Raw genomic sequence first — 25978 nt, 5'->3', positions numbered from 1 at the left:
TTCCTTGCGGCGGCCGTCATCGTGCCAACGCTCCGCCGCTCTGTTCGAAATAATGCACTCTGGCCGGCTCGCAGGATATCGCCACCATGGCATCCGGCCGGATGTCGGGCTGGCCGCGCAGCAATGCCTTCAGCCGCGCCTGCCCGGCAGCGAGCGTCACCACGGTATAGCCGCCAAGCGGCTCGACCTCGAACACTCGCGCCGGGCGGCCCGGGCCCCCATCCGCCCACGGTCTAACCTTGATGTCCTCCGGCCTCAGCCCGATCTCCACGGCGTCGGCGGGCGCTGTCTTGTCGTCGATGCGAATCGTGCCTTCAGCCGCTTCGACACCGCCCTCGCCGCGCGCCGATCTGAGGATGTTCATCATCGGCGAACCAAGCAGCCTTGCCACATAGGTGCTGGCCGGGCGGTCGTAGATCTCTGCCGGCGTACCGATCTGCCTGATCTTGCCGTCCTCCAGGATAGCAATGCGGTCAGCGACCGACATCGCCTCTTCCTGGTCATGCGTGACATAGATCAGCGTCTTGCCGAGTTCGCGCTGGATGCGCTTCAGTTCGACGCGCGTTTCCTCGCGCAGCCTGGCGTCGAGCGCCGAGATCGGATCGTCCATCAGATAGGCATTGGGATCGCGCACCAGAGCCCGCGCGATCGCCACGCGCTGCCGCTCCCCGCCCGAAAGCTGTCCCGGCGGCTTGTGCAGGATATGGCCGATATGCAGCTTCGCCGCGACGTCGGTGACCCGCCGCTTGATCTCGGCCTCGGCGACCCGGCGTTCGACCAGGGGAAAGCGGACATTTTCGAGCGCGCTCATATGCGGGAACAGCGCCAGGTTCTGGAACACCATCGCCACGTTGCGCTCGGCCGGCGACATCGCGTTGACCGGCCTGCCTCCGATCAGGATTTCGCCGGTGTCAGGTGTCTCCAGCCCGAGCACCAGGCGCAGGATGGTCGACTTGCCCGACAGCGGCGGACCGAAGAAGCAGAAGAACTCATTGTCGTTAACGGTGAACGAGGCGTCATCGACGGCGAGTGTATTGCCGTAGCGTTTGGTCACATTACGGAAGACGATATCGGCCATGGCTCAGGTCGCTCCACGGATCAGTGACAGGTAGCGAACGCCGGCGCCGCCCCTCATCCGCCTGCCGGCACCTTCTCCCCGTATAGGGACGGGGAGAAGGGAGAAGCTCCAACGATGACGCCCCCCTCTCCCCGTCTCTACACGGGGAGAGGGTAAGGGTGAGGGGCGGCGCCAACTTGCGAAAATTTGCCGGACCAACATCTCAGCCTCCCACCCTCATGGCGCGGCCGGTAGCGGCGTCGAAGACGCGCACCGACGACGTAGTGGGGGCGATGACAGCGGTGTCGCCGATAGCCAGTCCGACATCATTGTCGAACACCGTTTTCACAGCCGCCTCGCCCTGGCCGAGATGAACGATGGTGCGCGCACCGATCCGTTCGACAAAGGTCACCGGCATTGCGAGCCCCTGCCCATTCTGCACCAACGTCGCCTGTTCAGGCCGGAATCCGTAAAGCACCTCGCCGCGCGCACCGCGCATGGCCATCGCGAGTTCGCCCGGCAGCGGCGGCGTGACGCCCAGCGGTCCGAGATCGACGACCAGTCCGCGGTCGCTCTCCGCTGGCCTGCCCTTGAGCAGATTCATGCCCGGCGCACCGATAAAGCGGGCGACGAAGACATTGGCCGGATCGTTGTAGACCTCGAGCGGCGTGCCGACCTGCTGCAGCACGCCATGATCCATGACCGCGATGCGGTCGGCCATGGTCATCGCCTCGAGCTGATCGTGGGTGACATACACCATGGTCTGGCGGAACTGCCGCTGCAGCTGCTTCAGTTCGGTGCGCATGACGGCCCGGAAAGCGGCGTCGACATTGGACAGCGGCTCGTCGAGCAGGAAGATCGCCGGCTCCATGATCGCCGAGCGGCCGATCGCCACCCGTTGCAATATATTGACCGACAGCCTGTCGGCCTTGCGGTCGAGCAGCGGCGAAAGCTGCAGCATCTCGGCGATGGCGCCGACGCGGCGATCGATCTCGGCTTTGGCAGCCCCCCGCATTTTTGGTCCATAGGCAAGGTTCTGGCGCACCGTCATATGCGTGAAGATGGCGTAGTTCTGGAAGACGAAGCCGACGCCGCGCCGGCCCATCGGCACGCCGGCCATGTCGCGCTCGCCAAACAGGATCTTGCCGCCGGTCGGCTCTTCCATGCCGGCGATCATGTTCATCGTCGTCGACTTGCCGCAGCCCGACGGGCCGAGCAGCGCCATGAACTCGCCATCGGCAATTGCCAAATCCATGGTCTTCAGCGCGGTGAAGTCGCCGAATTTCTTGACCAGGTTCTGCAAGTGGATCGCGCTCATGCCGCTACCTCGCGTGCCCGCGCCATGCGCTTCATGGCAAACACCGCGACGATCGACAGCACGACCAGAATGGCCAGCGCGATCGCCGCCACATAGCCCCAGATCAAATCCTGCGTGGTGAGCTTGTAGATGTAGACCGAGATGGTTTCGGTGGCGACGCCGGGGCCACCTCCGGTCATGATGTAGAGCGTGTCGAAGATCTTGAAGTTCTCGATTACCCGGATCGCCAGCGCGATGATGATGATCGTCTTCATCTTCGGCAGCACGATGGTGACGAAGCGCTGCCACGGATTGGCGCCGAGCAGCGTCGCCGCCTTGATCTGGTCCTCCGGCACGCCGACCAGGCCGGCAAGCAGGATAAGGAACATCAGCGGCGTCCATTGCCAGATGTCGGCGACCATCACCGCAATCAGCGCCAGAGTCGGATCCGACAGCCAGGCGATGGTGACGGGAGATCCGGTGAGCGCCGACAAGATGTCGTTCACCGGCCCTCCCGACTGGAACAGCATGAAGAACATGTAGCCGGCCACCGCCGGCACCACCATCATCGGCATCAGCAGGATCGAATAGAAGGCGCGCTTGCCCGGGAAATCGTCGGCAAACAGCGTCGCCAGCGCTAGCCCAAGCAGGAATTCCGCCGGCACGCAGACGATCATGACAATGACCGTACGCTTCAGCGCGCTCCAGAAGCGCGCGTCGGCGGCGAGATCGGTGTAGTTGGCAAAGCTGTTCCACATCGACCAGGCGTTCCACCAGCCGGTGCCCGACAGGGGCGACCAGTCGGTGACGCTGATGTAGAGCTGCATCAACAGCGGGAAGGCCGAGATGAACAGCACCAGGATCTGCGCAGGCAGCGTCAGCCGGAAACCCAGCCTTGCGCCCTCATCGCGCGAAACCGGCTTTGCTCCGACGGCTTTCATCTCATCCTTGGACGTCATGGCAGTCACCGCGCTCATTGCTTGAGCGCCCCGAACGTCAACCCGCGCACCAGATGGCGTTGGATGGCGATGCCCATGATGACCGGCGGCACGGCCGCGATCAGGCCAAGCGCCGCCTTGGCGCCATAGAGCTGCCCGGTCATCGAGGAGGATAGCGAGGCCATGTAGACCGGGATCGTCACCCATTCGCGCGTCGTCAGAAGCAGCGCGATCAGATAGTCCGACCAGTTGAGGATGAAGACGAAGAGCGCGGCACTTGCGAGCGGCGCGCGCATCATCGGCAGCGTGATGCGGGTGAAGACGCGCAGCCGCGAACAGCCTTCGACAAGCGCTGCCTCCTCGATCTCGCGCGGCATGTCGTCGAAGAAGGTCTTCATCAGCCAGAAGGCGAACGGCAAGGTGACGATGCCGTAGATCAGCGCCAGGCCCCACCAGCTGTCGGTGAAGTTGAGGAAAGCCCACATGATCATCACCGGGATCATGACCGCCATCGGCGGAAAGATCCTGAGTTGGATCAGCGCCAGCGGCAGGTTCTGGCCGGAGCCGAAACGCGACAGCCCATAAGCCGCGGCTGTGCCCGCCGACATGGCGATCACCGTGCCGAAAACCGCCGACAGCAGCGATGCGAGGATCGGCTTCAGCGCGTTACGGTCGAGCGCGACGATCAAATTGTTGGTCGACTCGCCGAAGACGAAACGGAAATTGCTGAGCGTCGGGTTCTTCGGCCACCAGGTCAGTTCGGCGCCGGTCGCCGACCATTCGGCGATCGGCTTGAACGCCATCGACACCATCCACAGGATCGGCACCAGCGTCACCGCCATGGCCGCGAAGATCGCGGCATAGCGGAATATCAGGAAAGGAACGGAACGCTTCATCTGGCGGCTTTGCTGGTGGCGTTGTGGGCGGAGGGGAGAAGTAGGCTCCTCCCCTCCTTCGATATGATCCAGGGAGAAGGATCAGACGATTGGATCGAGAACTGTCGGCCAGGCCTCCTTGTTGGTCTTGATGGCTTCGAGCAGTTTGTCCTCGCCGGTGCGCCGGGCGATCTTTTTCCACTCTGCCTCGGTGTCGGCCATCGCCTGCTCCGATGTCTTGGCCTTGGTCAGCGCCGCCATCAGGTTCTCGTCGAGCGCATTGTGGAAGGCTGTCGCGCCGGGATAGTTGATGGTCGGCACGGTGCGGGCGACCGTCTCGCGCACGACGTCCATGTGGTAGGCATGATAGGTCTGGCGCACCAGCGGATCGGAGAAGTCCGAAAGCCGGAACGGGTCTAGATAACCGCCGGGGTTGGCACTCATCCAGGCATAGATGCGGGCCGAGCCCAGCCATTGCAGCAGGAGGTAGGCGACCTCCTGGTTCTTCGACTGCGACGAGACCATGCCGGTCAGCGAGAACCACAGCACGGAACGGCTGATCAGCTTGCCGCCGATCTCGCGGCCGGGCGGCAGCATCGAGCCGATCTTGCCGGTGACGGCTGAATCCTTGTTGCCGGCATTGTCGAGGAATTTCGGCAGGTTGGAGAAGGCGCAGGTCATCGCCGCACCACCCTTGGCGAAGTTGCCATATTGCTCCGGCCAGCCCCAGGAGATCGCATCCGGCGAATGATGCGCGAGCGAAGCAACATATTCGTTGGTGGCGGCGATGCCTTGCTCGGAATTGATCATCGGCTTGCCGTCATCGCCAAACAGGAACTGGTTGGGCGAAGCCATCGAGACATAGCGCTGGTACCAGTTCGTGTAGCCCCAGCCCTGGTTGCGCAGGTCGGTCGAGCCGAACAGGCCCTTGTCCGGTCGCTGGAAGAAGGCGGCGATGTCGCCATGCTGCTTCCAGGTCTTCGGCGGCGCCAGATCGTAGCCGTATTTGTCCTTGAAGGCCTTCTTCTCGGCTTCGTCGCCGAACAGGTCGGTGCGGTAGACCCAGGTCTGGAAGTCGCCGTCCAGCGACACGCCATAGTTCGAGCCGCGGTATTTGTTGAGCAGCGACACGCCCTTGGCGCCGTTGACATAGCCGCTGACGGGATCGTCCCATTCAGGCTTATGCTGCGCGACAAAGTCGTCGAGCTTGGCGATGCCGCCGGTTTCGGCGAGGTCGCCGAGGCGGTTCCATTCGGTCGAGTAGATGTCGTAGGCCCCACCCTTGGTGGAGATGTCCTGCATCGTCTTGGTGAATTCCTGGCCGTTCGGCAGACCGACGATTTCGATCGCGATGCCGGTTTCCTTTTCCCACAGCTCCTTGATCGACGGCGCACCGGCCGGGAACGGCTGCGTGAGCTGGCCGATCGAGCCGTCGGACAGGCCGAGCACGATCTTGGTCGGCGCCTTGCCGGCGCCCTTCAGCGCCTTCGCCGCCTCGATGGCGCGGCCTTCCGGCGTATCGGCGCCATACTGGTAGCGCTCGGCCCCTTCGAAGCCCGTCGGGCCGCCGATCATGCCTGGCGCCAGCGCGTCGGCCGCATAGGCACGGCCGGGACGAATGAATTGGGGTGCGATACCAGCAGCGGCCATCATGACGGCCGCCTTTCCTCCAGATGCCAGCAGCCGGCGCCGCGAGATGCGGATCAAGTCAGACATTGAAACTCCTCCCTCAGGGCCACGTTTCCTCCACGACCCTTATGAGGGATATTGACGACAGCATGGCAAGGCTGTCAACATCATAAATAATCAAAACACATCATAACATCGCAATAGGGCAAGGAAATGCACAAAAACGGGATCCATCCGTCAAGCCGGATGCCTCAATTTGAGGGCACCCGACCCTTCCCGGCCCTGCGCACCCCTGCCGGACCATTTGATTTAGCCCGGCGGCTTGCACATCGGCCAAGGGCGGATACATCATTTCCCATCAGAATCGCCGATGACGCGGAAGCCGTCACCAGCCGATCCGACGCATGCAGGAGATGAAAGACGGTGCGTTCCACCCTGACTGACATAGCCCGGGAGGCCGGCGTCTCGGCCGCCACCGTCGACCGCGTGCTCAACAACCGGCCCGGCGTACGGGCGCGCACGCGGGAAATCGTGCTCGAAATGGCGCAGCGCCTCGGCTACATCGCCGAAGGCCCGAACGGCACGCCGCCACGGCCCTCGCCCGGCGAGGTCATCCGGCTCGACTTCGCCCTGCCGGCCGGCACCAATTCCTTCATCAAGATGCTGCACCGCCACATCGAGGCACAGGCTCTGGCGCGGCCCGACCTCGATGTTCGTATCGCCACCATAGAGGGCTTCAATCCTGACCGGCTCGCTCGCCTGCTGCAGGATCTGCGCGGACAGACGCAAGGCGTCGGCGTCATCGCACTCGACCATCCGACGGTGCGCGAAGCGATCCGCTCCCTGTCGGCCAACGACATCAAGGTGGTGACCATCGCTTCCGACATCCTGCATGTGCCCAGGGTCGCGTATATCGGCATCGACAACCGCGCCGCCGGGCGGCTGGCCGGCTATCTGCTCAACCGCTTCATGGGATCGGGGCGTCCGGGCAAGGTGGCGCTGTTCGCCGGCTCGCTGTCCTATCGCGGCCACGAAGAACGCGAGATGGGGTTCCGCCACGTGCTGACCGAGGAATCACCCAATCTGCAGATCGTCGAGATGCGCGAAATGCTCGACGATCGCGAGAAGGCCTATTCGGAGGCATCAGCCCTGCTGGAGCGGCACCCCGACCTTGCCGCGATCTACAATGTCGGCGCCGGCAACACCGGTATCGCCCGCGCGCTCAAGGAGCGCGGCCGCGCCCAATCCATGGTCTTCCTCGGTCACGAAGTGACGGACGGCACCAAGGACCTTCTGCTCGACGGCACGCTCGACGCGGTCATCGACCAGAACCCGCGCGTCGAGGCCCGCGAAGCGCTAAACACCCTGATCCATGCGGTCCGGGGATTGCCCTATGAACTGCACCAGCCAAGGCTGCAGGTGATCTTCAAGGAGAACATCCCGGAGATTTGACGAACCAGACGAACGGGGCGGCGCGGCAAAGCGCCCGCCCCGCTCGATGCTTCTAGTCTATTGGACGGCAGCGACTTCAGCCGCGGCGCCATCGACAAAGCTCTTGTCGACCCATTTGCCATAGTCGATCGAGCCCTTCAGGAGCCCGGCGCTGGCCATGAATTTCTCCTCGCCTTGCAAGGCGGCGATCGCGTCGTCCGTGAGTTTCGGATCCTGATGGAACACCCCGTCGGCGTAGGTCTTGCGGACGGATTTTTCCGACGACTTGGTGGCCTCGACAAAGGTCTTGATCGTCTGGTCCGGATGGGCATCGGCCCAACGCGAAATCTCGATATCGACCTTCAGCAGCCGCTTGACCAGATCGGGATATTTCGCCGCGAAGGCGCCGTTGACCGAGATGACGTTGGGCACGTTCCATTCCGGATGAGTGCTGGTGTCGAACAGGACGCGCGCCTCGCCGGTGTCGACCAGCTTGGCCGCCGTCGAATCGGTCTCGACAATGGCGTCGATATCGCCGCGCAGCAACGCCGGGCCGGATGCCTCGAACGGCAGGTTCAGACCTTCGACGTCATTGATGGTCAGGCCGACGCTGTTCAGTGCCTTGCTGAAGTTCGAATGCCGCACCGTGCCGGTGAGATAGGCGACCTTCTTGCCCCTGAGATCCTGCAGCGTCTTCAACGGCGAGTCGGTCTTGACGACGATGTAGGAACCGCCGGCCTTCACATAACTCGACAGGCCGATCAGCTTGACGTCGGCGCCGGACGCAGCAACCCGCAGCGCCGGATTGTTGCCGGTATAGGTGAACTCGATCGCGCCGGTGGCCAGCGCGGTCGTCGCCTCCGAACCGCCATTGAAAGTCACCAGTTCGACCTTGATGCCGTCCTTGGCGAACTCCTTCTCCCACCAGCCGTCCTTCTGGGCGAGGATGAATTTGAGATGCCCCGGCGCGGTACTGCCGATGCGGATAATTTCAGGCTTGTCCTGCGCGAAGGCAGGCATGCCGCCAAGGCCGATGACGACGGCAATAGCGCCCTTCAGCAGCAGCCGGCGAAGGGCGTCGAATGGAATGTTGGGCATGGGAAAAATCCTTCCTGATTGGAATGAATGGGTGGCTCAGATGAGCGAGGTCTCGGACTGGCCTTTCCAGGCCGTTGCCCAGCGCTCGAACCAGACGAGCAGGTAATTGACGGTCAGGCCGATGACGGTCAGCGTCAGGATGCCGGCGTACATGTCGGCCGTTTCCATCATCAGCTGCGAGTTCTGGATGAGGAAACCGAGGCCGGATTTGGCCGCCAGCATCTCGGCGCCGATGACCGCGAACAGCGAGGATTTCACCGCCAGCCGGGCGCCGGCGACGATCGAGGGAATGCTGGCCGGCAGGATGACTTTGCGGAACAGATCGAAGTCGGACGTACCCATCGAGCGCGCCGCCTTGATCAGCAGCGGATCCACCGACTTGACGCCGCTGATCGTGTTGACGAGGAGAAAGAAAACCGAGGAGTAGAAGGTGATCGCGACCTTCGATTCCTCACCGATGCCGAGCAACAGGATGAACACCGGCAGCAGTGCGAATTGCGATGTGTTTCGCAGCGTCTGCACCAGGAGGTCGGAAACCTTCTCGAACAGCGAATAGCGCCCCATCAACAGACCGAGGGGGATGGCCACCACCACGCCGAGTGCGAAGCCGATCGCTGCGCGCTGCAGGCTGATGCCGATATGCTCGATCAGCACGCCCGAGGCGAGCAGCGCCCACCAGGCGACCAGGACCTCGCTCAGCGGCGGAAAGAAGATCCGGTTCAGCCAGCCGAGTCGGGGCGCGGTCTCCCACAGCAGGAAGAACAGGCCGAGCAGCGGCACGCCATAGAGGAACGTGCCGTGGCTTGCTTTCTTGCTCCGGATCTTGGCGCTGGCCTTGATGGCCGGGACCCTGGCGGCGGCTACCGTTTCGCCAGCGCCGGCAAACAGGTGGAGCGCTCCCGCGGAGCCAAACTTCTCGGTCAGATAGGCCATTGGTCCAGCTCCTCAGTGACTGAAGGCTGGCGACAGGGTCCAGTCCTTCTGCGCCTTGTTGACCTCGTCGCGCAGCACGTCCCAGACGCGGGCGCGATATAGATTGAATTCGGCGCTGGCGCGGATGTCGCCGTCGCGCGGTCGTGGCAGGTCGATGTCGATGATCTCTTTCACCGCGCCCGGCCGTGCCGTCATCACCACGACGCGGTCGGCGAGGAAGATCGCCTCGTCGATCGAGTGGGTGACAAAAATCACCGTGGTGTTGATCTTGCCCCAGATCCGCAGCAGCTCGCCTTGCAGAAGCTCGCGCGTCTGCTGGTCGAGCGCCGCGAACGGCTCGTCCATCAGCAGCACTTCCGGGTTGCTGGCCAGCGCACGCGCGATCGCCACACGCTGCTGCATGCCGCCGGACAGCTGGTTGGGAAAACGGTCCTCGAAACCGGCAAGGCCGAACAGCGCCAACAGATGGCGGGCTGTGGCGGTACGCTCGGCCTTGGCCACGCCGCGCACTTCCAGCGCATATTCGATGTTGGCGAGCGCCGTGCGCCAGGGAAACAGCGCATATTGCTGGAAGACATAGCCGGTCTTTGGATCGGGCCTGGTGATGCGCCTGCCGTCGAGCTGGACGTTGCCGCCGGTCGCCTGCGTCAGCCCGCCAATGATATCGAGCAGCACCGACTTGCCCGAGCCGCTCGGGCCGACCAGCGTGATGAACTCGCCCTTGCGGATGGAAAGATCGACGCCGTCGAGCACGGTGACGCGGTCGGTCGCCTCGCCATCCACGGTGACGAACTGCCCCGGCTTGAGCTGGAAGGTCTTGCTGATGTCGCTGACGACGATCCGGTCCATGTTCGGGCGATCCATATCTGTCTCCGATCGGTTCACTGCGCCACGCGGATGCGGTGCGTCGGGTCGAATTCCGAGCCGCCCGCCTTGCCGCGCTTCCAGCCAAGCGCGCGGGCATAGGAGCCGAACAGCTGGCGGGCGTCGGCCTGAGCTTCCGTGATGCCGGTCGGCCCTTCGGCGAACTCGGCCACATAAAGCGCGTCGGTCGGGCAATAGATCTCGCAAAGAAAGCAGGTCTGGCAGTCCTCCTGGCGAGCGATCACCGGCACGCCATTGTCGGTCGCGTCGAAGACGTTGGCCGGGCACACCTTGACGCAGATGTCGCATTCGACGCAGCGCGTGGCCGAGACGATCTCGATCATGACGCCAGCTCCGCCAGCCGCTCAGGCGCACCTGCGATGCGGAACGCATCCACACCGGTGATGACCAGCCGGTGCGCGAAGGCCGGGCTCTTGCCCGGCAGATCGGTGCGGCGGTGCATGCCGCGGCTCTCGGTGCGGTGCAGCGCGGCGGCCACGGACCAACGCCCAGCAGCGGCGATCGAAGCTGCCTCTCGGGTACGGACCCGGTCCAGCCCCTCGCCTTGCAGATGGCTGCGCACGTCGCGCCAGACACTCTCCAGCCGCTCGCCGCTTTTCTCCAGGGCCTCGCCAGTGCGGAAGAAATTCTTGTCGAGCGGCGTGACTTCGCTACGCACCGCCTCGATAACTTCGCCCGCCGAGATGTCGGCCCTCGCCGATGATGCAGGACGCAAGCCGGCCTGGCCGAGCGATTGCACTGCGCTGCGGAACGCCTTGCCGGTGCGGCGCTGGGCATGAATCGAGGCGCCCTTGCCGGCCCACCAGCCGCTGGCCAGCGCCCAGGACGAATTGAAGGCGCCGCCGCCTGATACCGCACCGGTCATCATCTCGCGGCTGGCAGCGTCGCCGGCAACATAGAGGCCGGGCACGCCGGTGGCGCAATCGTCGGAGACGATGTCGATGCCGCCGGTGCCGCGCACCGTGCCTTCGGCGCGCAAGGTGATACGGAACAGTTCGCTGAACGGGTCGATGCCGGCGCGGTCATAGGGCACGAAGCAGTTCGGCTGACCCTGGCGCAGCCAGCCTTGCAGCGCCGGCTCGGCTTGATCGAGCCGCGCATAGACCGGGCCGTCGATCAGCGCACGCGCCACTTCCTCCTCGCGGTCGCCGATGCCGTTGCGCAACGGCTCGCCGGTCGGCCCGAGGATCGGCGAACCATCCTCGCGATGGAACGATGCCCAGCGGAACGGCAGGCCCTTGTTCAATGAGGAGCCATAGGGCGCCAGCGTGTACTTGCCGGTGAACTCCATGCCCGACAGGCTGGCGCCGGCTTCCGCCGCCATCAGATAGCCGTCGCCGGTCAGCCCGGTCGCGCCGAGGATGCGCTCGCGGAAAGCGCAGCCGCCCGTCGCCAGCACCACCGCGTTGGCGTCGACGCGCCAGTCCTGGCCGATCTGCCGGGCGACACCGGCGGCGCCAACGATGGCATCGCCGTCGGACAGAAGTTCGAGCGCCGGGTGATGGTCGAGCACGGTGACGCCGGCCAACAGCACCCGGCGGCGCATGAAGCGCATGTAGTCCGGCCCGCGCAGATTGGCGATGTAGAGCCGGCCGTCATCCTCGCTCGGAAAGGGATAGCCCCATTCGGACAGCCTGAGCAGATTGCGGTAGGCGGTATCGACGCAGCGCAGCATCCAGCGCGGGTCGGCGAGTTCGCCGGTGCGCTGCCAACGCCGCTCAACGACGGCATGCCTGTTGTCGCCCGGCGGCACGCACCAGGTGCCGGTGTTGGAGGGCGCGGTGGCGCCACTGGTGCCAAGATAACCTTTGTCGGCCAGCACCACCTTGGCGCCGCTCTCGGCCGCAGCGACAGCCGCCCAGGCCGCTGACGGACCTCCGCCCAGCACCAGCACGTCGGCCTGGAGCAGCAAGCTGTCAGAAACGGATTTTTGCGGCTTGGGCATGGATACCTGGCGAATGCGTCGAGGACGGCGCTAGGCCGCGCGGGCCGCGCTGGAAGACCAGACCGGCTCGTTGCCGGCGCTCCACTTGATGTTGCAGCCGATCGACGGCACCTGGCTGGCAGTGGGCCTGCCGCCCTCCAGCACCGTGTCGACCGCTGCCCGCAGATCGGCACCGGTCACCGGCTTGCCATTACCCGGCCGCGCATCGTCGAACTGGCCGTGATAGGCGAGCCGCCGGTCGGCATCGAACAGGAAGAAGTCGGGTGTGCAGGCGGCGCCATAGGCCTTGGCCGTCTGCTGCGACGCATCCTTGAGATAGGGGAAGGAATAGCCGAATTTTTCGGCCTCTTCGCCGATGCGGGCCAGCGTCTCCTCCGGATGCGCCTCATGGTCATTGGCGTTGATCGCCACCACTTGCAGCCCCTTGCCGGCATAATCCCTGGCGAAAACGGCAAGCTGCTCACGGATCAGCACGACGAACGGGCAGCGGTTGGAAATAAAGGCGACGAGCAAGGCCGGCTTGGCGTCGAAATCGGCGAGGCGGTGCAGCACGCCTTGCGCGTCGGGCAACAGGAAATCGGCCGCCCTGGTGCCGAGGTCGATCGGATTGGACTCTGTCTTCGGCATCGATGCGCGCTCCCTTTGTGCAGCCGGTTTTCACAGGCCAAGTGCGAGCGCCTCGAACGTTCGCAGTTAGTCTATGAATTTAGTATAATTATAGGCTGGAGAGCACATTCACGGTCAACCGAGCGGCTTAGAATATCGTGCCAATGTTTCAGGCCGAGCCGCCAAGTTTGTTCGGGCGGAAGCCGATCCGGAGAAATCCGGACGGACAGGATTTATCAAGCGCAACGGGTTCGACGACGAATTGGTACTGCCCAGCCGAAACGCCTTGCGATTTTCGCGACGTCATTCCCCTTCCGGATAGAGCGCCTTCGCCAGGTCGCGGATCGCATCTGATGTGCGCGGGCCGAAGCCGATCATGTAGGCGCTGTCGAGCACCACCAGCGCCTTGTTGGCCGCCGCCGGCGTTGCCGCCAGCGCGCGGTTGCCGAACACCTGCTCGGGCGTCGGGCCACCCTTGCCGTCGCTCATCATCAGGATGACATCAGGCGCCATCTCGATCAGCTTTTCCTCTGATGCCGCCTTGTAGCCCTGCACGACATCCATCGGGTTGCGGCCGCCGGCGTAGCGGATGATGGCGTCGGCCGAGGTGCCGGCACCGGCTGCGCTCAGCTTCACAAGGCCATGAAAGAACACCACTTTCTTGCGCCGCTCCGGCGGGATTTTTGCTGTCAGATCGGCTGCCGTCTGAAAGGCGGTGAGCACCTCGGCGGAAACCACCTTGCCCTTGTCCTCGAGCCCAAGGCTGGCGGCGATCAGGGTGATCTTGCGCTCGATGCCTTGCGGGGTGTTGTCCTGCGGGACGAAGACGATCGGGATCGCCAGTGATTTCAGCACCTCGACCGCCTCCGGCGGCCCGCTGTCCTCGGCCGCCAGGATCAGATCGGGACGCAAGCTCGCCAACCCCTCGACCGAAAGCTGGCGGCGGTAGCCGACATTAGGCTTCCCGGCCACGGATGGCGGATATTTGCTGCCGCGATCGACGGCGATGATCCGCTCGCCGGCGCCGAGCGCGTGGACGATCTCGGTAACGTCGGAGCCCAGCGTCAGGATCCTCGTTGCCGGTCCCGGCGCGACGGTTCGTCCCAGCGCGTCGACAACGCCCTCGGCGGCCAGCGCCTTGAAACCGCAGGAAGGCGCCAGCACCGACAGCGCCAGAAGCAGCATCGCCGCGATCCTGCCTGGTTGCAACCAGCCGATCCTCTTGCCCTCGCCCACACTTCCGACCATGCCGCTGCTCCGTGCCAGATGCTTCTCGATGACGGTCGGCTATAAAATTAAAGTTGACTCATGTCATCATGTTTTAATATGTGACCCCTGCCCCGACCCGCCTGGTCGAGGGATTTTCAATCATGCCAGCCAAGGCTTTTCAGCCACCGCCAGCAGTTTTGCTTTTGCTTAGGGGCTGCATGACAACGACAACAAACACGACCTTGATGGCGAGCACCGCGCTCGCCTTCGTGCTCGGCCTATGCGCTGTGCCCTTTGCCAGCGCGCAGGAACAGGACCAGGAGAAAAAGGCCGCCGCCAAGGCCGGCCGCCTGGCGCCGGCCAATCCCGCACAGAACCAGCCGGCGACGATGCTCGACGTGATCACCATCTCGGCAACGATGATCAAGACGGCGGTGATCGAATCGATGGCCGCCATCAGCGCCATCGATCAGGACGAACTCGACCGTATCCAGCCCGACACCGCCGCCGACATCTTTCGCACCACGCCCGGCGTCGCTGCCTCGATGAATGGCGACGACCCGGCGACCGCCATCAACATTCGCGGTTTGGAACAATATGGCCGCGTCGTCGTGACGCTCGACGGCGCCCGCCAGGACTATTGGCGCGTCGGTCATGGTTCTGGCTCGTTCTATGTCGAACCTGACCTCATCAAGGAAGCCACCGTCATTCGCGGCCCGGTTTCGAACGCCTATGGTTCGGGCGGCATCGGCGGGGTCGTCTCCTTCGAGACCAAGGATGCCGGTGATTTCCTCAAGAAGGATGAACGCTGGGCGCTGAGCGAGAAGCTCGGCTACGAGGACAATGGCAACGGCTTCACCACCAGCACCACCGGCGCCTACCGTTTCAGCGACGATGCCGACATCATCGGCAACCTCATCTATCGCGACCGCGACAGCTACACCGACGGCAATGGCGAGACCGTGCCATGGACCGGCGAGCGGGTGACCAGCGGCTATCTGAAGACGACTCTGCGGCCGGCCGATGACCACGAGCTGAAGCTCGGCGCCATCCTGCAGCGCTACAACGACCAGATCACCGGATCGAGCGGCTCGACCTCGCCGACACTGAGCCGCTACGACACCAACACCACCAACCAGACCTACACCGCCGCCTATACCTGGAAGCCCGACGACAACGCGCTGATCGACTTCAGCGCCAATGCCTATCACAACCGCACCCGCGCCGAGCAGACGCAGGTCGCGCCCGCCTCAGGGATCGGCAATTTCCGTTTCTATGATGTCGCCACCTCGGGCTTCAACGTGAAGAACTCCTCGCGCTTCGACGCCTGGGGGCTAGCCCACACGCTGACCTACGGACTCGATTACTACTATCTCGAGGCCTCCTCGGAAGCGGCGCATTTCGGCGCCGGCGAACAGCAGGGCTATGGCGGCTTCCTGCAGTGGCAGGGCGATTACGAGGACTGGCTGCAGGTGATCACGGCCCTGCGCTACGATGGCTATACGCTGGATGGCGAGACCAAAACCGTGCCGCCGCAGGAAGCCTCGATCTCCGGCGACCGCTGGTCGCCGCGTGTCACTGTCGGCGTCACGCCCTTCGAAGGTTTTCAGCTCTACGGCACCTATTCCGAGGGCTACCGGGCACCGGGCCTGCAGGATGTCTTCCGTGGTGGCGGCGCGCATGGCTCAGACGACACCTATGTGCCCAACCTGCTGCTCCAGCCCGAGACGGCGAAGAGCTGGGAAGCCGGCATCAACGTGAAGTATGACGAGGTGCTGACCGAGGGCGACCGCCTGCGCGCCAAGGTCAACGTCTTCCACACCGACGTCGAGGACTATATCGAAACCGACCTGACCGTGCCAACGGCCGTCCGGCCGCGCACGGCGGCCAACATTGGTGACGCGCGACTGAAAGGCATTGAGGCGGAGATCGTCTACGACTACGTCTGGGGTTTCGTGAACCTCTCCGGCGCGCTCATCGACGCCAAGGTGGTCAGCGGGGTTTATTCCGGCCAGGCATTGAACAACACGCCGCTCGACCGCTTCTCGGCCACGATCGGCTTCCGCATGCTGGAAGACCAGCTCACCATCGGCGCGCAATATCTCAGCATCGGCGAGATCACCCGCACCCGCCGCACCAGTCTGAACAACCCAATCGTCGTCGACGACGCCTTCGACCTGGTCAACGTCTTCGCCAACTGGCGCGTCAATGACAACCTCAAGCTCGATTTCGGCGTCGATAACGTCTTCAACACCGCCTATACCGACCCGCAAAGCGCATGGTCGACCTCGGCGGCAACGGAACAGGGCAAGGGCCGCACCTTCAAGGTGGCCCTCACCGGCAGGATCGGAGGCTGACAATGAGCCAAGCATCGGTGCGTGAATTGGCCTGTGAGGCACAGCTCAACCTGCGACATCTGCCTGATTACATGGACAGCATCAGCGACAGACTGCAGAGCTTCGAGGCCGATGCCTCGCATGAGGGAAAGCGCATCGATTTCCGCTTTGCCTTCGGCGGGGCCTCTTTCGACATGGAACGGCTGGTGATGCGGGCCAATGCCGCCGACCGCGACGGGCTCGCCCGTATCAAGGACCTGCTGGCCACAGCCGTACAGGTCTACGCCAAGGAGGAAAACCCCGAGATCGTCTGGACCGGCGATCTCTCAGGCGAAACCAGCCTCGCCCAGTTCCGCGAGATGGTGGTGACGGATATTCGCGACCTCACCCCGCACATGCGCCGCATCCGGCTGGCCGGCGAGAATCTCTCGCGTTTCACCAAATTCGGCGGCATGCACATCCGCATGCTGTTTCCGACCAGGGAGGTGCCCGATCCGCTGTGGCCAGTGCTGGGCGGCAATGGCCTGCCGGCTTGGCCCGCCGACGACCGGCGCCCGGTGGCGCGCGTCTACACCATCCGCACGCTGGACGTGGCCAGGGACATCATCGATGTCGACTTCCTGATCCATCCCGGCGATAGCGTCGGCTCCGCCTGGGCCATGCAGGCCGCGCCCGGCATGAACGTTGGCATCATGGGGCCGGTGGGCCGTCCGGTGCGACAGGCGCAGTGGTATCTCATGGGCGCCGACGAAACCGGCCTGCCGGCGCTGGCGCGGCTGCTGGAGACGCTGCCGGCCGAGACAAAGGGCGTCGCCTTTGTCGAGATCGCCAATGATGGCGAAAGGCAAGCGATCAACAATGCCACGGGCATCGAGTTGCATTGGCTGACAAGGAACGGCGTGGCGGCGGGCGAGGACAGATTGCTGGCCGAGGCTGTCCGCTCGGTAGCGTGGCCGCAGGACGGTTCGGCCTTCGGCTGGTTCGCGGCGGAAGCCGCCGCCGCCAAGATCGTGCGCGAATATTGGCGCGACACGCTGGGCCTCGGTCGTGATCAAACGCTGGCTGCAGCCTACTGGCGGCGCGGCGCGGCTGGATTGATGGCGGGGTGAACTCTGATGATCGGCCCGCCGTCTTTGCCGATGCCGATGTCAATTTGATCACCGGAGACAAGGCTCGAAATATCGCACACCACCAGCGGCATGCGGATGTCATAGAGAAATTCGGCAACGATGGCGCCAACCGCCAGGATCGGGTCCGGCCGCTCCAGAAGAATGCCGGCGGGCGCCGTACCCCTGCGGATCGCCTCGGCGAGGACCGAGGATGACGACGACGAGCCGCGACCACTCGGCATGACCAGGATCTTGCCAGCGACATTCTGGCCGAGACCGGGATGCGAATGGTCCGTTATGTTGCCGGTCTCGGCATCGATGCCACCCCAAAAGCTGAGCGCTTGCCAAAACACCAACGCCTGGCCCTCGGCCGCGCCGGCCAACTGAAAGGTGCCGGTTCGTTCCACCGGTCGCGTCATGAGGCGCTCCGCACGATATGCCCGACGGCAGCGGAACGGATGCAATCCTCCATCTCGGCGAAGGCGACGGACACGCCGATATTGCCCGGCGCGTAATGCGCCCATTTGCCGGAATTGGTCATGACCACGCCGTCGAGGCGTTCCAGGATCGATGTGACATAGGTGCAGGTATCGGCGACCGGGACCAGACCGAACGCCTCCATCCCAGCCAGCGCGCCCTCCTCCTGCAGTCGCGCCAGGGTCGCACGGCCCGTGTTGACGTAGATCGGGATGCGCCTTCCGGGTGCTGCCTCGCGCAGCAACGGCAACAGGCGCATCCACTCCTCATACGAAAAATGCGGCGTGCCGAGCGACACGGCCGCCACCGGCGCGCCATCCCGTACGCTCGATAGCCTGGCCAGCGCATGGTCGATATCGGCGCGGCTGATGCGGATCGTCTCGTCAGGCGCATGACCCTGGAACGCCTCATCGAGCGTCATCGCTTCCGGCGTGATGCCGAGCGCATGGAACAGCGCCACAGCACCCGTCGTTGCAGCCGCCGCACCCAGCGCCTTCAGCTGATCCTCATCGCGCGGCTGCGGCAGGCCGGCAATCACCGGAACGCGGTCGCCGCTCGCTTGCCCAATGAATAGCCCGACGCCGACGAAAAGGCTGTCGCTCGGCTCGCCGTCCGGAACATCCAGCTCAAACAGGATCCGGCCGCGCCGGTTCTCGCTCAGATGCAGACCCCAGGCCGGCGCGCGCCCAGTCATGGCGCAGCACAGATCGATGAAATCGCCGTAGCGATTGGTGCGCGCGCCGATCACCGAATTGGCAAAGACGATGGCGTTGGATTCGCCCCAGGCGATCTGTTCGCCGAACTCCGGCCTGAACCGCGTCTGGTAAGGTGCGCAAGTGAAGGTCGCCTGGCAGCCGAGTTCCAGATGCGCCTTCATCAGCCGCCGCGCCGGCACCTCTTCGGCGGCCGGCATCTTGACCATGCCGGGATGGATGAGATCGAACGAACCGACATTCAGCGTCGTCGGCACCTGAACACGGCCACCGCCTTCGACCAGCCGCTCGACGAAATCGAGACCGGCCTTGCCGTGGTAGAGACAGCCGTCGATATGAGCACCGGCAATGTCGAGCAGGCCGCCCGCCCCGACAGCATTGGAAAACGCGGCCAGGATTTTCATGGCAGCCGCGGCGGACGGACCCTGCTCGCCGTCGAGCATGGACCGGTCCTGTGCGGTCAATTCAAGCGTCATCAGTACTCCACCATTTACGCGATCGTATGGCGGGGCAGCGCCCCCCCCTCTGCCCTGCCGGGCATCTCCCCCACGAAGGGGGAGATCGGCAGCTTGAGCCTTATCGCATTTTTTGCAACGCCGGCGATTTGCGAAAACCGGCTATCAAAGCCAATCTCCCCACTTGTGGGGGAGATGTCCGGCAGGACAGAGGGGGGCGCGAAGGAACGCCAACCATCCCATCCCTCCACAGTCCTACTTAACCCGCCGCGATCAACACCGTACTCTCCGGCGACCAACTGAGCATCACGTCCTGACCTTCCGCCAGCCTGTCGACACCCGTGTTCTGCACAATCACCTTCAACGTCTGGCCGCCACGCTCGACGAAATAGGTGCTGTTGTTGCCGGCGAAGATGCGCTTGGAAACCTGCCCCTTGAGCATGTTGGCGGTGCCATCCGGTGCTCCGGCATCCGTGGCGATGCGGATGCGTTCGGGGCGCACGGCGCAGCTCGCCTTGGCGCCGGCGGCAAGCTTGGCACCCGCGCCGGCGGCAATCGCCGTACCGTCCGGCAGCCGGATGCCATCGCCCGTCGTATCGCCGCGAAAAATGTTGGCGTCGCCGAGGAAGGTGGCAGCGAACTCGCTCTTCGGCCTGTTATAGATCTCCTCCGGCGGCCCCTCCTGCACCAGCCTGCCGTCGCGCAATATGCCGATGCGGTCGCTCATCGTCAGCGCTTCTTCCTGGTCGTGCGTGACGAAGATCGTGGTGATGCCGATCTCGCGCTGGATACGTTTGAGCTCGATCTGCATGTCGACGCGCAGCGCCTTGTCGAGCGCGCCCAATGGCTCGTCGAGCAGCAGCACGCGCGGCTTGGTGACGATGGCGCGGGCGAGCGCCACGCGCTGGCGCTGGCCGCCCGACAGCTGGTGCGGACGCCGCCCGCCGAGTTTGCCGAGCTGCACCAGATCGAGCGCGCGCTGCACCTCCGTCGCAATCACTGCCTTGGCCTCGCCGCGCACCGACAGGCCGAAGGCGACATTGTCGGCGACGCTCATATTGGGAAACAGCGCATAGTTCTGGAACACCATGCCGATACGGCGCTTCTCGACGGGCACCCGCTCGACGCTCTCGCCGCCGATGGTGATGCGACCCGAGTCAGGAAAATCGAAACCGGCGATCTGCCGCAGCAGCGTGGTCTTGCCGCTGCCCGACGGCCCGAGCAGAGCGTAAAAGCCGCCATCGGCGAAGTCGATGGAGACGTTGTCCAGCGCCTTGTGTGCGCCAAAGCTGCGCGAGACATCAGATACCTGCACGCCGGCCATTATTTCTCTCCGCCGAATTTGAAGAACCGCGCCGTCAGCAGCATCAGCGCCATCGACACGACAATGATGATGGTCGAGACCGCGTTGATCTCGGGCGTGAAACCCTTGCGGATCGCGGCGTAGATTTCGACCGGCAGCGTCGTCTGGCCCGGCGTCGCCAGGAAATAGGACACCACGAACTGGTCGAACGAAACGGCAAACGCGAACAGCCCGCCTGCGATGACGCCGGGCATGATCCAGGGCAGCGTGACGCGGCGCGTCACCTGCCACTGGTTGGCGCCTAGTGAGCGCGCCGCCTCTTCCAGCTCCGGCGCGAAGGTCTGCAGCCGGGCCGAGACGACGACGATGACATAGGGCAGCGCCAATGCGACATGGCCGAGCAGGATCGCGTGCAGGCCACGACCGATACCGACGCCGAAGAAAAAAATCAGCATCGCCGTGCCGGTGATCAGCCACGGTATGGCGATCGGTGGAAACAGCAGCGCCTGCAGGAACTTCTTGCCGCGAAACTCATAGCGATAGAGCGCCAGTGATGCCGCCGAGCCGAGCACGACGCAGATGATCGTGGTGATGACCGCGATCTCGACGCTGTTCCAGGTCGCTGCGATCAGTTGGTCGTTCTGCCACAGCGAAGCATACCATTCGGTCGTCCATTCGAACGGCAATTGGTAGAAGGGAGAAACGTTGAACGACATCAGCGCCATGATGATGATCGGCAGATAAAGAAAGGCGAGCAGCAGCCAGATATAGAGGCGGCCGAGTCCTTCGAGGATGCGGGTCGTCGTCATCACGCAGCCCTCCGCAGCACCGGCGAGGCAACCGCCAGGATGACCAGCACCACGGCCAGCAGGATGAAGGAGAGTGCGGCTCCGAGCGGCCAGTTGAATACGGCGACGAACTGGTCCTCGATGATCGTGCCGTAGAAGGTGCCGGTGCGGCCGCCGAGGATGCGCGGTTCCATGAACGAGCCAACGACCGGCACGAAGATCAGGGCCGCACCCGCGACCAATCCGGGCATGGACAGCGGGATGATCACCCGCTTCAGCACCTGCAGCCGCGACGCCCCAAGCGAGCGGCCGGCCTCGATCAGCGAGTCATCGATAGCCTGTAGCGTGAGATAACAGGTCAGCACCATGTAGGGCACATAAGAATGCACCAGCCCGATGATGACGGCCGGATAAGAGTACATCAGGTCGATGTTGATCTTGAACGGCAGCACCGCGTTGAGCGCGGTGTCGAGGATGCCCCCCTCGCGCAGCACCATCGCCCAGGAAAAGATGCGCACCAACCCATTCGACCAGAACGGCAGGATGACGAGCAGGAAGATCGCCTCACGGCTGCGCCCCTTCAGCACCTTGGCCAGCACGTAAGCGGCGGGATAGCCGATGACGATGCACCATAGCGTCACTTCGAGGCCAAGGCGCAGCGAGGCCAGCAGCAGCGTCAGATAGAGGCTCTGCGAGAAGAAGGCGGCATAGTTGCCAAGCGTGAACGCCCACGGCTTTCCCGACAGCGGCAGCTCGGTCATGAACGAGAAGAAGACCATAGCGGATAGCGGCAGGAAGATCGCCACCGTCAGCCAGAGATAGGCCGGTGCCAGCAGCGGCAATGCCGATCTCAGCCCGCTTCGCGACGCTGTCGCAGCTGCCATGGTACCCTCCTCCCAGGATTGGAAGAACCAGCCGACGCGAACCGCCGGCTGGCCTGGCTGTGATCTTACTTCACGTCGACCTTAAGCTGCTGCCAGAGCGCCAGATAGGCTTCGCGCTGGGCATCGGTGATCGGCGCCTGGAACTGGATGCGCTTGGCCACTTCGGGATCACCCATGACCTTGCGGTTGAAGGCATCCTCGGGCAGCGCTTCCACCGCCTTGTTGTTGGCGGAGACGGGAGCACCGACCTTGGTGACCCATTCGACGTAGAATTTCGGGTCGATCATGTAGTTGATGAAGGCCTCGGCGCCGGCGACGTTCTTGGCGCCGACCGGAATGGAAAACGCGTCGAGCCAGGCGACGGCGCCTTCCTGCGGCACCACCAGCGAGACCGGCAGCTTGAAATGCGTCTTGGCGCGGTCGGCCGAGCCGCTCCAATAGGTGCCGATGTCGATCTGGTTGGAGGCGACCATCTGGTTCCAGTCGTTTTCCGAGCTCCAGAAGGTCTTGATCTGCGGCATCAGCGAGGTGAGCTTCGACTTGACCGCATCCATATCCTTGATGTCGTTGATGTTCTGGCCGGTGGCGATGGCCCCGAACTGCACCGCTTCGACGGCATCGTCGCGAATGACGACGCGGCCCTTGTGGGCGGCATCCCACATCTCGGCGATGCTCGTCGGCGGCTTGTCGAAGGATTTGTCGTTGATGGCGAGTGCGGTGAGGCCCCATACCCACGGCACGCCATAGACCTTGCCGTCGTGGACGAGCATCGGTGATCCCGCCTTGTCCTTGCTGATGTCGGCGTAGTTCGGCAGCTTGGAGACGTCGATCGGCTGGATCAGCTTGCCGTCCATCGCCTGGTCGTTGAAGGCGGCGTTGATCATGACCACGTCATAGAGGCCGGGATTGGTCCGGATCTTGGTCAGCATTTCCTGTTCGGAATTGAAGAAATCGTTGACGACCTTGTTGCCGGTCGCTTTTTCGAAAGCCTCGACAGCCCACGGTTCGTCGGCGCCGTAACCCTTCCAGTTGAGCACATGCACTTCGTCGGCCTTGGCGGCGAACGCAAGTGCGGAGGTAAAGACGGCGGTCGCCGTAAGCAGAGCAGTCAAATCAGGCATGCGCATGGTTGGTTCCTCTCTGTGGGTTTGCCCGGTTCCCGGGCTTGTCAGGCTTTTCCAGCTGTTATGCATTGGCCTTCTGTGTCCGGCCTGCTCCCGATGGATCGGCGGCATGGCTCAGGAATGTCTGGATTTCACGGTTCGTCGGCGCCGACGAGCCACCATGGCGGGTAACCGAAATGGCCGCCGCAGCATTGGCATAGCGCGCTGCCTCGAAGGGCGGGGTGCCGCGCGCCAACGCGCTGACAAAAGCGCCGATATGGGTGTCGCCGGCGCCATTGGTGTCGACGGCGTTGACCTTGAAGCCGGCAATGGTCTGCACTGAGCCATCGGCCAGCCTGATATGGCAACCCTTCGCGCCGGTGCGGATGACCACGCCCGCAGCCCGTGGGCAATGGTCGACCAGAAGTCGTGCAGCGACAGCCTGGACATTGCCCGAACCGGCGATCTCAGCCGCCTCCGTCGTGTTACAGCTCAGCCATGTGGTGCGGGCAAGCACCCGCGACAGGATGGAGCGTGGAATGTCCGAGATGATCGGCGTCGGATCGAAGACGAAAGGGGTTTCGTCCGGCAGTGCCTCGATCCAGTCGGTGAGCGCATCGCGGCTCTTGGGGTAGCTCAGCGTATAGCCGGAGGTGAACACCCAATCGCCCGGTGCCACCGCGACCGGCGCCATCATTTCGAGGCCGAGTATGCTCTCCGCACCTGGCCATGACACGAAGGTGCGTTCGGCGTCGCTGGAGATCATGGCGACGCAATTGCCACTGTCCATCAAGGGCGATGGCGGCGTCAGTGTCGCGATGTTCTCGGCCATGAAGGCGGCGCGCAGGAAGTCGCCATTCGGCCCGCTGCCGAGCTGGCCGCCGAACACCACCTGCATGCCGGTGCGGCTGGCCGCCACCATCATGTTGAAGCCGCCGCCGGCGACCTGGGCGAAGCTCGATGCCGTCTTTTCCATGCCGGGCTCCGGCAAAGCGTCGATGCGATAGACATAATCGACCACGGCACTGCCGATATGGACGAGACGGCCGCTCACGCCGCCGCGTCCTTGCTGGAACCGGCTCTCGCCGCCCTTGCCACGACAAGGTCGGCGGCGAGCGCGCCAACCTCTGACAAGTCGATGCCGACAAGCCGGAGGATGTGCTCTTGCGGCAATCGGGAAAAGCCGGTGCAGGCGCCGGCCATGCCGGCAGCGATGGCGCCGATCGTATCGGTGTCGCCGCCGAGATTGGCGCTGATGATGGCTGCTTGCCAGGGGTCGCCACGGGCGACTTCCAGCACGGCGAAAGCCGCCGGAACGGATTCCTGGCTGGCAACGCCGGTGCCGACCAGATCGGTGATCAGCCGGATCGCATCCCTGATCGCCTTGCCGCGCACGATGTCCTGCGCCCATACGATGCGCGCGGCGATGTCGCCGCCGGTGACCCAATGTCCGAGCGTCGCCCCTCGCCTCGCCGCCGCGACCGCGCTGGCCGAAGCATCGCGCCAACCGCCGCCAGCGACGCCGCGGCTGACGGCGGCTGCGACGGCTGCGGCCGAGGCTATGGCGATCGAGGTGTTGTGCGTCGCCCGGCAAGTCTCCGCCACCTTGCCGACGAACGTCTCCAACGGTTCAAGCGGCATCATGATGCCGACAGGCGCGATGCGCATGGCCGCGCCATTGGTGTCGCCGCTGCGTCCCGCTTCCTCGGCCGGTACGCCATTGTTGATGGCATCGATGGCACGCTTGGTCGACGGCCCCAAAAGATCATAGCTGCCGCGCGCCTTGACCTCGCGCTCCCAGTCGAGCAGCGCATTGACCCAGCGCGCGTGGTCGAAACGGTCGCCGGATTCGAGCAGGATGCGGCCGAGCAGCAGCGCCTGTTCGGTATCGTCGGTGATGGTTCCGGCGGCCAGGCCCTTCGACACCGGATGATCGGCGACAGGCTCGATGAAATCCTCTACATGGCCGTAGAGTTCGGCAATGCGAGCCGGCGACAAAAGCTGCGTCGGCATGCCGAGCGCGTCTCCCAGCGCTCCGCCGACAAGCGCGCCCATGGCGCGATCGATGGTCTTGCTGGTTGCATCCGACATCGCTCAGAACCTCATATGCAGCGCAAAATGTGCCGGATTGAGCAGGCTGGTGACATACTCGATCGGCCGATCGTCAGCCGCACGCGTCAACCGGCGCCCGCGCAGGAAGGGCGTGCCTTGTGGGCAACCGAGGATGGCCGCATCCTCGGCATTGAGCATCTCGATCTCGACCCATTCCTCGCCATGGTCGGGAATGAGGCCGGCGGCGCGCAGCGTCTGGTGCAGCGAGCCCTCGCGCAGTCCGCGCAACGGTACGTCCTCAAGCTCGGAAGACAATGGCAGCCGGCTGCGCTCGATGGAGATCGCATGGCCGTCGCTGGCGTTGGTGCGCACCCGGTCAACGGCAATGAAGAACGGGCTTTCGATACCAAGCAGCGCAGCCAGATCGGGGTCTTCGATGACCTCCAGCCGCAGCGTCCGCGTCTCGGCATTGGCGCCGGCATCGGCCAGCGCCCGCGACCAGCCGATCGCGTCGTCGACCGGCTTGCCGTCGAAGGTGACGAACGAGCCGATACCGACCCTGGTCGTGATCAGCCCGCGGCTCGACAGTTCCTCGAGACCCTTGCGGACCGTATTGCGGCTCACGGAAAAGCGCTGGACGAGTTCGTTCTCGCTTTGAAGGCGGTCGCCGAAGCCGAGAACGCCGGAGCGGATCTCATGTTCGAGGACGGTGGCGATCTGCTCGGGCTTGCCCGTGCCGGGAGACAGTTGAATCGCGCGCCGTTTCATAAGGGACCTGTTCAATGAACCTGTATAATCCTGTTCAATACAGAGGCCCGGATGCCTTGTCAACGGATGCTGAAGACTGACCGAAAG

At 64.1% G+C, this 25978-nt stretch carries 24 protein-coding genes; 3 read left to right on the top strand and 21 right to left on the bottom strand.

Translation table 11 applies throughout. The features are described from left to right. Nucleotides 1-16 precede the first annotated feature (16 nt). The 5 genes from EJ079_RS20125 to EJ079_RS20105 form a co-directional block, all read right to left on the bottom strand. A complete protein-coding gene (locus EJ079_RS20125; RefSeq protein ID WP_024501564.1) occupies nt 17-1078 on the bottom strand; it encodes an ABC transporter ATP-binding protein in 1062 nt (353 codons plus the stop codon). A gap of 202 nt (nt 1079-1280) precedes the next feature. Then, nucleotides 1281-2375 (bottom strand): ABC transporter ATP-binding protein, encoded by a 1095-nt coding sequence (locus tag EJ079_RS20120; protein ID WP_127809914.1) that lies wholly within the window; start codon nt 2373-2375, stop codon nt 1281-1283. Then, entirely contained in the window at nt 2372-3331 is a 960-nt protein-coding gene (locus EJ079_RS20115) for a sugar ABC transporter permease (RefSeq protein ID WP_127331046.1), read from the bottom strand. The genes EJ079_RS20120 and EJ079_RS20115 overlap by 4 nt, the downstream gene beginning before the upstream one ends. Beyond that, nucleotides 3328-4188, bottom strand: a complete 861-nt coding sequence (locus tag EJ079_RS20110; protein WP_127269508.1) for a carbohydrate ABC transporter permease — start codon at nt 4186-4188, stop codon at nt 3328-3330. The genes EJ079_RS20115 and EJ079_RS20110 overlap by 4 nt, the downstream gene beginning before the upstream one ends. 81 nt (nt 4189-4269) lie before the next feature. Continuing rightward, nucleotides 4270-5883: an extracellular solute-binding protein gene (locus tag EJ079_RS20105; protein WP_127331050.1), complete on the bottom strand. Its 1614-nt coding sequence runs from the start codon at nt 5881-5883 to the stop codon at nt 4270-4272. A gap of 336 nt (nt 5884-6219) precedes the next feature. On the opposite strand from EJ079_RS20105, the gene EJ079_RS20100 reads away from it, so the two are divergent. Then, nucleotides 6220-7248, top strand: a complete 1029-nt coding sequence (locus EJ079_RS20100; protein ID WP_127396597.1) for a LacI family DNA-binding transcriptional regulator — start codon at nt 6220-6222, stop codon at nt 7246-7248. 57 nt (nt 7249-7305) lie between these two features. Here EJ079_RS20100 and EJ079_RS20095 read toward each other — a convergent pair whose 3' ends face one another. From EJ079_RS20095 to EJ079_RS20065, 7 genes are all read right to left on the bottom strand, one after another. Beyond that, complete coding sequence (locus EJ079_RS20095) at nt 7306-8325, bottom strand: aliphatic sulfonate ABC transporter substrate-binding protein (RefSeq protein ID WP_127809913.1); 1020 nt, start codon at nt 8323-8325, stop codon at nt 7306-7308. A gap of 36 nt (nt 8326-8361) precedes the next feature. Then, complete coding sequence (locus EJ079_RS20090) at nt 8362-9258, bottom strand: ABC transporter permease (RefSeq protein ID WP_127809912.1); 897 nt, start codon at nt 9256-9258, stop codon at nt 8362-8364. 12 nt (nt 9259-9270) lie between these two features. Beyond that, the gene (locus EJ079_RS20085) at nt 9271-10107 is read right to left on the bottom strand and encodes an ABC transporter ATP-binding protein (protein WP_127270530.1); all 837 of its coding nucleotides are present in this window, start codon (nt 10105-10107) and stop codon (nt 9271-9273) included. Between the two features lie 32 nt (nt 10108-10139). Next, a complete protein-coding gene (locus tag EJ079_RS20080; RefSeq protein ID WP_127255510.1) occupies nt 10140-10466 on the bottom strand; it encodes a ferredoxin family protein in 327 nt (108 codons plus the stop codon). After that, nucleotides 10463-12088 carry an FAD-binding protein gene (locus EJ079_RS20075; RefSeq protein ID WP_127809911.1) on the bottom strand — a complete coding sequence of 542 codons (1626 nt, stop codon included), beginning with the start codon at nt 12086-12088 and terminating at the stop codon, nt 10463-10465. The genes EJ079_RS20080 and EJ079_RS20075 overlap by 4 nt, the downstream gene beginning before the upstream one ends. Nucleotides 12089-12118: 30 nt before the next feature. Next, a complete protein-coding gene (locus EJ079_RS20070) occupies nt 12119-12715 on the bottom strand; it encodes a thioredoxin family protein (protein ID WP_127809910.1) in 597 nt (198 codons plus the stop codon). Nucleotides 12716-12997: 282 nt separating this feature from the next. Continuing rightward, nucleotides 12998-13942, bottom strand: coding sequence for an ABC transporter substrate-binding protein (locus EJ079_RS20065; protein WP_127809909.1), 945 nt, complete (start codon nt 13940-13942; stop codon nt 12998-13000). Nucleotides 13943-14121: 179 nt separating this feature from the next. Here EJ079_RS20065 and EJ079_RS20060 point away from each other — a divergent pair, with 179 nt between their 5' ends. Further along, entirely contained in the window at nt 14122-16260 is a 2139-nt protein-coding gene (locus tag EJ079_RS20060; RefSeq protein ID WP_127809908.1) for a TonB-dependent hemoglobin/transferrin/lactoferrin family receptor, read from the top strand. 2 nt (nt 16261-16262) lie between these two features. Next, nucleotides 16263-17348 carry a siderophore-interacting protein gene (locus EJ079_RS20055; RefSeq protein ID WP_127809907.1) on the top strand — a complete coding sequence of 362 codons (1086 nt, stop codon included), beginning with the start codon at nt 16263-16265 and terminating at the stop codon, nt 17346-17348. Here EJ079_RS20055 and EJ079_RS20050 read toward each other — a convergent pair. The 9 genes from EJ079_RS20050 to EJ079_RS20005 form a co-directional block, all read right to left on the bottom strand. Then, nucleotides 17309-17767, bottom strand: coding sequence for a DUF126 domain-containing protein (locus EJ079_RS20050; RefSeq protein WP_127397682.1), 459 nt, complete (start codon nt 17765-17767; stop codon nt 17309-17311). The two genes, EJ079_RS20055 and EJ079_RS20050, sit on opposite strands and share 40 nt — an antisense overlap. After that, the gene (locus EJ079_RS20045) at nt 17764-19014 is read right to left on the bottom strand and encodes an aconitase X (RefSeq protein WP_127397684.1); all 1251 of its coding nucleotides are present in this window, start codon (nt 19012-19014) and stop codon (nt 17764-17766) included. Before EJ079_RS20045 ends, EJ079_RS20050 begins: the two co-directional genes overlap by 4 nt. A gap of 238 nt (nt 19015-19252) precedes the next feature. Then, on the bottom strand, nt 19253-20317 hold the full coding sequence (locus EJ079_RS20035) for an ABC transporter ATP-binding protein (RefSeq protein WP_127809906.1): 1065 nt from the start codon (nt 20315-20317) through the stop codon (nt 19253-19255). After that, nucleotides 20317-21105 (bottom strand): ABC transporter permease, encoded by a 789-nt coding sequence (locus EJ079_RS20030; RefSeq protein WP_127270907.1) that lies wholly within the window; start codon nt 21103-21105, stop codon nt 20317-20319. Before EJ079_RS20030 ends, EJ079_RS20035 begins: the two co-directional genes overlap by 1 nt. Beyond that, nucleotides 21105-21968, bottom strand: coding sequence for an ABC transporter permease (locus EJ079_RS20025; RefSeq protein ID WP_127809905.1), 864 nt, complete (start codon nt 21966-21968; stop codon nt 21105-21107). The genes EJ079_RS20030 and EJ079_RS20025 overlap by 1 nt, the downstream gene beginning before the upstream one ends. Nucleotides 21969-22033: 65 nt before the next feature. Then, on the bottom strand, nt 22034-23095 hold the full coding sequence (locus EJ079_RS20020; protein ID WP_127809904.1) for an ABC transporter substrate-binding protein: 1062 nt from the start codon (nt 23093-23095) through the stop codon (nt 22034-22036). Between the two features lie 58 nt (nt 23096-23153). Beyond that, nucleotides 23154-24125 (bottom strand): PfkB family carbohydrate kinase, encoded by a 972-nt coding sequence (locus tag EJ079_RS20015; RefSeq protein WP_127809903.1) that lies wholly within the window; start codon nt 24123-24125, stop codon nt 23154-23156. Further along, entirely contained in the window at nt 24122-25162 is a 1041-nt protein-coding gene (locus EJ079_RS20010) for an ADP-ribosylglycohydrolase family protein (protein WP_127809902.1), read from the bottom strand. The genes EJ079_RS20015 and EJ079_RS20010 overlap by 4 nt, the downstream gene beginning before the upstream one ends. A 3-nt stretch (nt 25163-25165) precedes the next feature. After that, a complete protein-coding gene (locus EJ079_RS20005; RefSeq protein ID WP_127809901.1) occupies nt 25166-25891 on the bottom strand; it encodes a GntR family transcriptional regulator in 726 nt (241 codons plus the stop codon). Between the last annotated feature and the right edge of the window lie 87 nt (nt 25892-25978).

This window comes from Mesorhizobium sp. M7A.F.Ce.TU.012.03.2.1 (assembly GCF_004006095.1).
In the GTDB taxonomy this organism is placed as follows: Bacteria; Pseudomonadota; Alphaproteobacteria; order Rhizobiales; family Rhizobiaceae; genus Mesorhizobium.
Note: the sequence above shows the minus strand (reverse complement) of the source record. Positions and strands in the feature narration are given on the sequence as shown.